The sequence below is a fragment of the Fulvimarina fulva genome (assembly GCF_039652615.1).
In the GTDB taxonomy this organism is placed as follows: domain Bacteria; phylum Pseudomonadota; class Alphaproteobacteria; order Rhizobiales; family Rhizobiaceae; genus Fulvimarina.
In genome coordinates this window covers 62,285-68,944 of sequence record NZ_JBDJAC010000016.1, presented here as the reverse complement: position 1 = coordinate 68,944, position 6,660 = coordinate 62,285, and the positions used below count along the sequence as shown (strand labels likewise).

The following is a 6,660-nucleotide window of genomic DNA, read 5'->3' as shown; positions in this document are numbered from 1 at the left end:
TTCGACGTGAGCCGTCGAGATCGTGATGCCGCGTGCCTTCTCTTCCGGAGCCGCGTCGATCTGGTCATAGGCGCGGAACTCGCCGAAGAACTTGGTGATCGCAGCCGTCAACGACGTCTTGCCATGGTCGACGTGACCGATCGTGCCGATGTTCACATGCGGCTTGTTGCGCTCGAATTTGCTCTTGGCCATTAGCCTCTCCGCTGCCTTCTTTCCTGATTGGCGGGATCAAAGTTCCGGCGCGATGTAAAGCGGCGATCCAAAAAGGGCAAGGGCATCACCGAAGCGCGCAGCCAAAGTCGAGTGCCGGGGAACACTTCGACAAGCCGCCGGCTTTGCTCGCTGGATGTGGAATTCGAAACCGATTGATGGATGGGAATGGCCCGGTCGCATTACGGGCAAGCCCGAGATGCGACCGGGACCAGATTCAGACCGCCGAGAGCCCGTCAGACCCAATATAGGCAATCCGCAGCATGTTCGTTGCACCAGGCTGGCGCAGCGGCACACCGGCGGTGACGATCAGTTTCTCGCCTGAAACGGCGTAGCCCTGCTCGACCGCTATCCGGCACGCCTTATCGACCATGTCGTCAAGGTCCTGGGCATCTTCCGTCACCACGCAATGAAGGCCCCAGGCGAGCGACAGTCGACGCGCCGTCTTCGTGATCGGCGAGAGGGCCAGCAGCGGGATGCGGGGACGCTCGCGGGCGGCGCGCAAACCGGTCGTTCCGGTTGCCGTATAGGTAACGATCACGGCGACATCGAGGGTTTCGGCCATCTGCCTTGCTGCCAGAGAGACGGCGTCGGCCCCCGTCGCCTCGGGCTCGGGACGCTGGGCGAAGATAATTCCAGGATAAAGCGGGTCTTTCTCCACCTGAACCGCGATGCGGTTCATGGTTGCCACAGCCTCGACAGGATATTTTCCCGCCGCTGATTCGGCCGACAGCATGACTGCGTCGGCGCCCTCGAAAACGGCGATCGAAACGTCGGAGACCTCGGCGCGCGTCGGCACCGGAGCCGAGATCATCGATTCCAGCATCTGGGTCGCCACGACAACGGGTTTGCCCGCCCGGCGACAGGCGCGGGTGATCCGCTTCTGGATACCAGGCACTTCTTCAAGCGGCAGTTCGACGCCGAGGTCGCCACGCGCGACCATGATTGCATCGGAAAGTTCGATAATTTCATCGAGTTGCTCGACAGCCTGAGGCTTTTCGATCTTCGACATCAGAAGGGCACGGCCCTTGGAGATCTTGCGCGCCTCGGCCACGTCGCTCGGACGTTGAATAAACGAGAGCGCGACCCAGTCGACATCGGCTTCCAGCACCGCATCGAGATCCGATCGGTCTTTTTCCGTCAGCGCCCCTGTCTTCAGCGTCGTATCAGGAAGTGACACGCCCTTGCGATCGGAGATCTTGCTGCCGGCAACGACCCGCGTCTTGACCATCCGGCCGTCAGTTTCGATGCACTCGAGGAAAAGTCGACCGTCGTCGATCAAAAGCCGGTGACCGACCTGGACGGCTTCAAGAATTTCAGGATGTGGGAGGTAGACCCGCGTATTGTCGCCGGGCTCGTCATTGTCGTCGAGCGTGAACTCCTGACCAATTTCGAGATTGACCGATCCTTCCGCGAACTTGCCGACGCGAAGCTTCGGGCCCTGGATATCGGCAAGAATGCCGATCGGACGCCCCAGATCGGCTTCAACCTTGCGGATCCGCGCGACCAGCTGGCGCATCACCTCATGGCTCGAATGGCTCATATTGATGCGGAACACATCGGCGCCGGCTTTGTGGAGTTCGGCGATCTGGTGCTCTTCCGACGAGGCCGGCCCGAGGGTCGCGAGGATTTTTACGCTTCGGTTCCGTCTCATTCAGTCTCCGTATTGGTTCTTGGCGGCTCGGTCAGCTGGACCATCCAGCTTTCCTGTTCGCCGGTATCGAATTCACGAAATCCCATGCGCTGATAGCCTCGCTTGAGACATTCGCTGACGCCTGCGATCCGAAACTCGTTTTCCGCGACGCACAGATTGATGTCGCCTGCCCAGCGGGATTCGCCGTTCGCGTCTTCAGCATAAAGATAATAGTAGCGAGACTTGAGCTGCCCGGTAATCAGCGGCTTGCAGCTTTCGGCCGGGATACGCCACCAGCCCTCGCTGGTCCAACCTGCCTCGGCGCGATAACCGATGGCGACGCCGACGAGGTTCGACGTTCCGTTGCAGACACGGAAGTCGGCTTTCGCAGAGCCTGCACCCATGAAGGAAAAGGCTGCGAGGGTCAGGGCGCCACCGAGGAGCGCGCGTGGCCACATGGACGATTTCACAAAAACCTCTGCGCTCGACGCTTGTTGCATTATGGGTCCGCTCTCATCGGACAGTGTCGTGTTTCGCGACGATGGCATAGCTTGGAATCCTGTCAAAACGATCACAGAGCGAACGAATCCCATTCTTTCCTAGCCGCGGCCTGACCCTTGAGCGCGGCTCGGCCCGCCGCAAGACTTGAAGCTGCAGCCTGAGGAAGCGATATGGCGCGATAGTGAGCTAGCACGCAAGGGGTTGAAGCCAATGTCCGCGACCGAAAACCAATCGGAAGACGCACGACGCATCGAGCTGGAGGCCGCCGCCTTCCGGGCGTTGCGCGATCATTTACGCGAACGCACCGACGTTCAGAACATCGACCTGATGAATATGGCCGGTTTCTGCCGCAACTGTCTGTCGCGCTGGTATCAGGAGGCCGCAAACGCACGCGGCGAGGACCTCAGCAAGGATCAGGCCCGCGAGATCGTCTACGGCATGCCTTACGAGGAATGGCGCGAAAAACATCAGCGCGAGGCCTCTGCCGATAGTCAGGCAGCCTTCGAAACGAACAAGCCTCAGCACTGAAGCAGAGCCCCGAATTGCCGCATCGCCGGTTTGGGGCTAACCGCTTGTTAACCCTGTGATGCCACCTGTTGCCGGGAACTGGAAGCGCGGCTTGTCTCGTCTGCCGGTTTCCACGCGCGCCGCGCCCTTAGGCTCGTTCGCGCTCCATGGCCCATTTTCTTCAGGAGATTGTTCTGATGTCCGACGTTACCGCCGTTGCCGGCGACCACCTCCGCTCCTTCGTCGAGCGCATCGAGCGGCTCGAGGAAGAAAAGAAAACCATCGCCGACGACATCAAGGACGTCTACGCCGAAGCCAAGGGTACCGGCTTCGACACCAAGGTGCTGCGTAAGATCATTTCCATCCGCAAGCAGGACCAGAACGAGCGTCAGGAGCAGGAGGCGATCCTCGATCTCTATCTGCAGGCCCTCGGCATGCAGCCCGGCGATTCCGGAGAATAGCCAGTTTCGCTCTCCCGAGCAGCCTTCGAAATGTTGACCCGACGTTGATTGCGCTGCATTGAGCGCACCAACAAGCGTGGCGCACCCTCTCCTGCGCCTCGACCATGATTTCGAAGGATCGACCCCATGGGTTTCAGATGTGGCATCGTCGGCCTGCCGAATGTCGGCAAGTCGACGCTTTTCAACGCCCTGACCAAAACCGCTGCCGCCCAGGCTGCGAACTATCCCTTTTGCACGATCGAACCGAACACCGGTGATGTCGCCGTGCCCGATCCGCGGCTCAAGAACATCGCTGCTGTCGCGAAATCGGGAAACATCATTCCGACGCGCATCACCTTCGTGGACATTGCCGGCCTTGTGCGCGGCGCTTCGAAAGGTGAAGGCCTCGGCAACCAGTTCCTCGCCAATATTCGCGAGGTGGATGCCATCGTCCACGTCCTGCGCTGCTTCGAGGACGATGACATCACCCATGTCGAGGGCAAGATCGACCCCGTGGCCGACGCGGAGACGGTCGAAACCGAACTGATGATTTCGGACCTCGAAAGCCTTGAACGGCGCGTCGTCAACACCCGCAAGAAGGCGACCGGCAAGGACAAGGAAGCCCTCGCTCAACTGCCGGTCATGGAAAAGGCGCTCGAAGCCCTGAACGAGGGAAAGCCTGTCCGCACCATCGTGGAGGATCTCGATCCCGAGGATCGGCGAACCTTGCGCACGCTCAACCTCCTCACCTCCAAACCGGTCCTCTATGTGTGCAATGTCGCAGAGGGTGATGCGGCCACCGGCAACCACCATGCCGCCAACGTCGCGAAGATGGCCGAGGCTCAGGGCGCCGGCGCGGTCGTCATTTCGGCGGCCATCGAATCGGAGATTGCCCAGCTCGACGAGGCCGAGGTCGGAGAATTCCTGGAGACCCTCGGCCTGACCGAGCCCGGCCTCGACCGCCTCATCCGCGCCGGCTACGAACTTCTGGACCTCATCACCTATTTCACCGCCGGCCCGAAGGAAACCCGTGCCTGGACCGTCCACAAGGGCGCGAAAGCCCCGCAGGCGGCCGGCATCATCCATACCGATTTCGAGAAGGGCTTCATCCGCGCCCAGACGATCGCCTACGACGATTACGTTACCCTTGGCGGTGAAGTTGCTGCGAAGGACGCCGGAAAGGCGCGCGACGAAGGCAAGGAATATGTCGTCGCGGATGGTGACGTGATGCTGTTCAAGTTCAATGTGTGAGGCCAGGTCGCGCCGCCTGACATAGGACGTGGGCTCAGAGGTGCCTCAGGCTCACGAACGGCATCACGGTCCGCGCATAAGGTGACGCGCTCACTCACTGACAGTGGCCAGCTCACTCCAAGTGTTGCGCATGGACATTTGAAAGCCATGCTCTCACGTGCCCGGCGGACCTTAAGAGGACAACTTGGAGTGTACCGCGGTAAAAGCGGCCACGACGCCAAATCACCTGAAATGCAGTGTATCTTGCTGACGTCGACGGGATGTCGACACTGTCAGACCGAATGACCGATTTGCCGTCCTCGGCCACCTTTTCGAGCGGATTGGCTCAGCCGCCGGCGAACATATCGCCCGAGCCGGAAGCGGCACTGCCGCCGCAATCGATCGCGTCGCCAATAAGCCCCATCGGTCTGCCGTCGACGAAGACCGCCGAAGACCCTTCAGCAAGAGCCCGGGGATGGGGCGGCTTCGGGCAGGCCACCTCAGGCCGGCGGGATGAATTCCTGACTAATCGTCTGAAATGCGGGCAATGCCTCGCATCGTGCCATGTGAGCTGAAAGCGCGTTATAGGGCTCGGCTGAGCGCAGAGACGGATGGGCGTCGGTGAGGAAGCGAAACGCTGCCGCGACCGCGATATCCGCGTGGCCGGGCTTTTCGCCGAAGACGAATTCGCGCTTCAGGCCGGCGACCTCCGCCTCGAGCACGGCAAGGACTTCGCCGATCTGCCGGGTGCAGCGTTCCACCCAGATATCCGAAGTCACCTCATGCAGGACGCGTTCGTAGATGAGCGCGACCAACTTCTCGCAGAGGCCGTGGGCGAGCGAACAGGTCCTGAGCTGGTCTCGCCGTTCCTTGCCGCGAGGCGGCAGAAGGGCTCGCTCCGATCCGACCTCTTCGTCGAGATGAAGGAGGATGGTCGTCGAATCGAGAAGCGCCGTGCCGTCGTTCAGCACCAGCGTCGGAACACGTCGCAGCGGGTTGTATTCGGCAATCTTCTCGCTGTCGCCGAACACCGACCAAGGCCGATGTTCGAAGTTCATTTCATAAAGCGTCAGCGCAATTCCGACGCGGCGCACGAAAGGCGAATCATATTGTCCAATCAGTATCATGCGCGCGAATCCTTATCCAAAATATAAGAAAATTCGAATGAGCGTCAGCGGGTCGGAACCGGCTCGTCACCACGATAATCGTAAAAGCCGCGTCCAGCCTTGCGACCGAGCCAGCCAGCTTCGACATACTTCACGAGCAGCGGACACGGCCGGTATTTCGAGTCCGACAAACCGTCATGCAGCACCTGCATGATCGAAAGACAGGTATCGAGCCCGATGAAGTCCGCGAGCTGGAGCGGACCCATCGGATGGTTCGCACCGAGCTTCATGGCCGTGTCGATCGAGGTCACCGAACCGACGCCCTCATAGAGCGTGTAGATCGCCTCGTTGATCATCGGCAGAAGGATACGATTGACGATGAAGGCGGGGAAGTCCTCAGACACGGTCGCTGTCTTGCCGAGCTTGTCCACGAAGTTTTTCGAAGCCTCGAAGGTCGCCTCGGCGGTCGCGATGCCGCGAACCAGTTCCACCAGCTTCATCACCGGAACCGGGTTCATGAAGTGGATGCCCATGAACTGCTCGGGCCTGTCGGACGCTGCGGCAAGGCGCGTGATCGAGATCGACGAGGTGTTCGACGCGAGAATCGCATCCTTGGAAAGATGGGGACAAACGTCACGGAAAATCTTCCGCTTTACATCCTCATTCTCAGTCGCCGCCTCGATGACGAGATCGAGGTCGCCGAGCGTCGTCAGATCGGTCGACGTCTCGATCAGCTTCAGCGCGTTGCTGCGAGCCACTTCCGTGATCTTTTCGGACGAGACCTGCCGGTCGAGCCCCTTCTCGATCACTGACAGTCCCTTTTTGGTCTGGTCATCGCCAACATCGTAGAGCCGGGCCTTGATGCCCGAAAGTGCGACGACATGGGCGATACCGGAGCCCATCTGACCGGCTCCGATGATGCCAACGCTCTTGATTTCCGCCATGATGACCTCCCGATCCAGTTCTTTGGCCTCAACGTCGGCAAGGAAGAGAGGCCAAATTTATATGCGCTGCAGCGTAGAACGGACGAACT

The 6,660-nt window shown here is 60.3% G+C and carries 9 protein-coding genes; 3 read left to right on the top strand and 6 right to left on the bottom strand.

What is annotated here, in order from left to right; genetic code table 11:
* From ABDX79_RS17735 to ABDX79_RS17725, 3 genes are all read right to left on the bottom strand, one after another.
* Positions 1 to 192, bottom strand: a 192-nt coding sequence (locus ABDX79_RS17735) for a GTP-binding protein (RefSeq protein WP_346221639.1), incomplete at its 3' end; no start/stop codon positions are given.
* Between the two features lie 235 nt (positions 193 to 427).
* The gene (pyk, locus tag ABDX79_RS17730; RefSeq protein WP_346221638.1) at positions 428 to 1,864 is read right to left on the bottom strand and encodes a pyruvate kinase; all 1,437 of its coding nucleotides are present in this window, start codon (positions 1,862 to 1,864) and stop codon (positions 428 to 430) included.
* Complete coding sequence (locus ABDX79_RS17725) at positions 1,861 to 2,301, bottom strand: DUF1036 domain-containing protein (protein ID WP_346221637.1); 441 nt, start codon at positions 2,299 to 2,301, stop codon at positions 1,861 to 1,863. Before ABDX79_RS17725 ends, pyk begins: the two co-directional genes overlap by 4 nt.
* A gap of 253 nt (positions 2,302 to 2,554) precedes the next feature.
* Between ABDX79_RS17725 and ABDX79_RS17720 the strand changes: the two genes are divergently transcribed.
* The 3 genes from ABDX79_RS17720 (at position 2,555) to ychF (ending at position 4,542) form a co-directional block, all read left to right on the top strand.
* Positions 2,555 to 2,872, top strand: a complete 318-nt coding sequence (locus ABDX79_RS17720) for a DUF1244 domain-containing protein (RefSeq protein WP_346221636.1) — start codon at positions 2,555 to 2,557, stop codon at positions 2,870 to 2,872.
* A gap of 176 nt (positions 2,873 to 3,048) precedes the next feature.
* Positions 3,049 to 3,312 carry a DUF2312 domain-containing protein gene (locus ABDX79_RS17715; RefSeq protein WP_346221635.1) on the top strand — a complete coding sequence of 88 codons (264 nt, stop codon included), beginning with the start codon at positions 3,049 to 3,051 and terminating at the stop codon, positions 3,310 to 3,312.
* A gap of 126 nt (positions 3,313 to 3,438) precedes the next feature.
* Positions 3,439 to 4,542, top strand: coding sequence for a redox-regulated ATPase YchF (ychF, locus tag ABDX79_RS17710; RefSeq protein WP_346221634.1), 1,104 nt, complete (start codon positions 3,439 to 3,441; stop codon positions 4,540 to 4,542).
* A 325-nt stretch (positions 4,543 to 4,867) separates the two neighbouring features.
* Here the strand turns inward: ychF and ABDX79_RS17705 are convergent, their stop codons facing one another.
* From ABDX79_RS17705 to ABDX79_RS17695, 3 genes are read right to left on the bottom strand one after another with little or no spacing between them, the layout of a single operon-like run.
* The gene (locus tag ABDX79_RS17705) at positions 4,868 to 5,020 is read right to left on the bottom strand and encodes a PAAR domain-containing protein (protein ID WP_346221633.1); all 153 of its coding nucleotides are present in this window, start codon (positions 5,018 to 5,020) and stop codon (positions 4,868 to 4,870) included.
* A 1-nt stretch (position 5,021) separates the two neighbouring features.
* Positions 5,022 to 5,648 (bottom strand): glutathione S-transferase family protein, encoded by a 627-nt coding sequence (locus ABDX79_RS17700; protein WP_346221632.1) that lies wholly within the window; start codon positions 5,646 to 5,648, stop codon positions 5,022 to 5,024.
* Between the two features lie 44 nt (positions 5,649 to 5,692).
* Entirely contained in the window at positions 5,693 to 6,571 is an 879-nt protein-coding gene (locus ABDX79_RS17695) for a 3-hydroxybutyryl-CoA dehydrogenase (RefSeq protein ID WP_346221631.1), read from the bottom strand.
* Positions 6,572 to 6,660 lie beyond the last annotated feature (89 nt).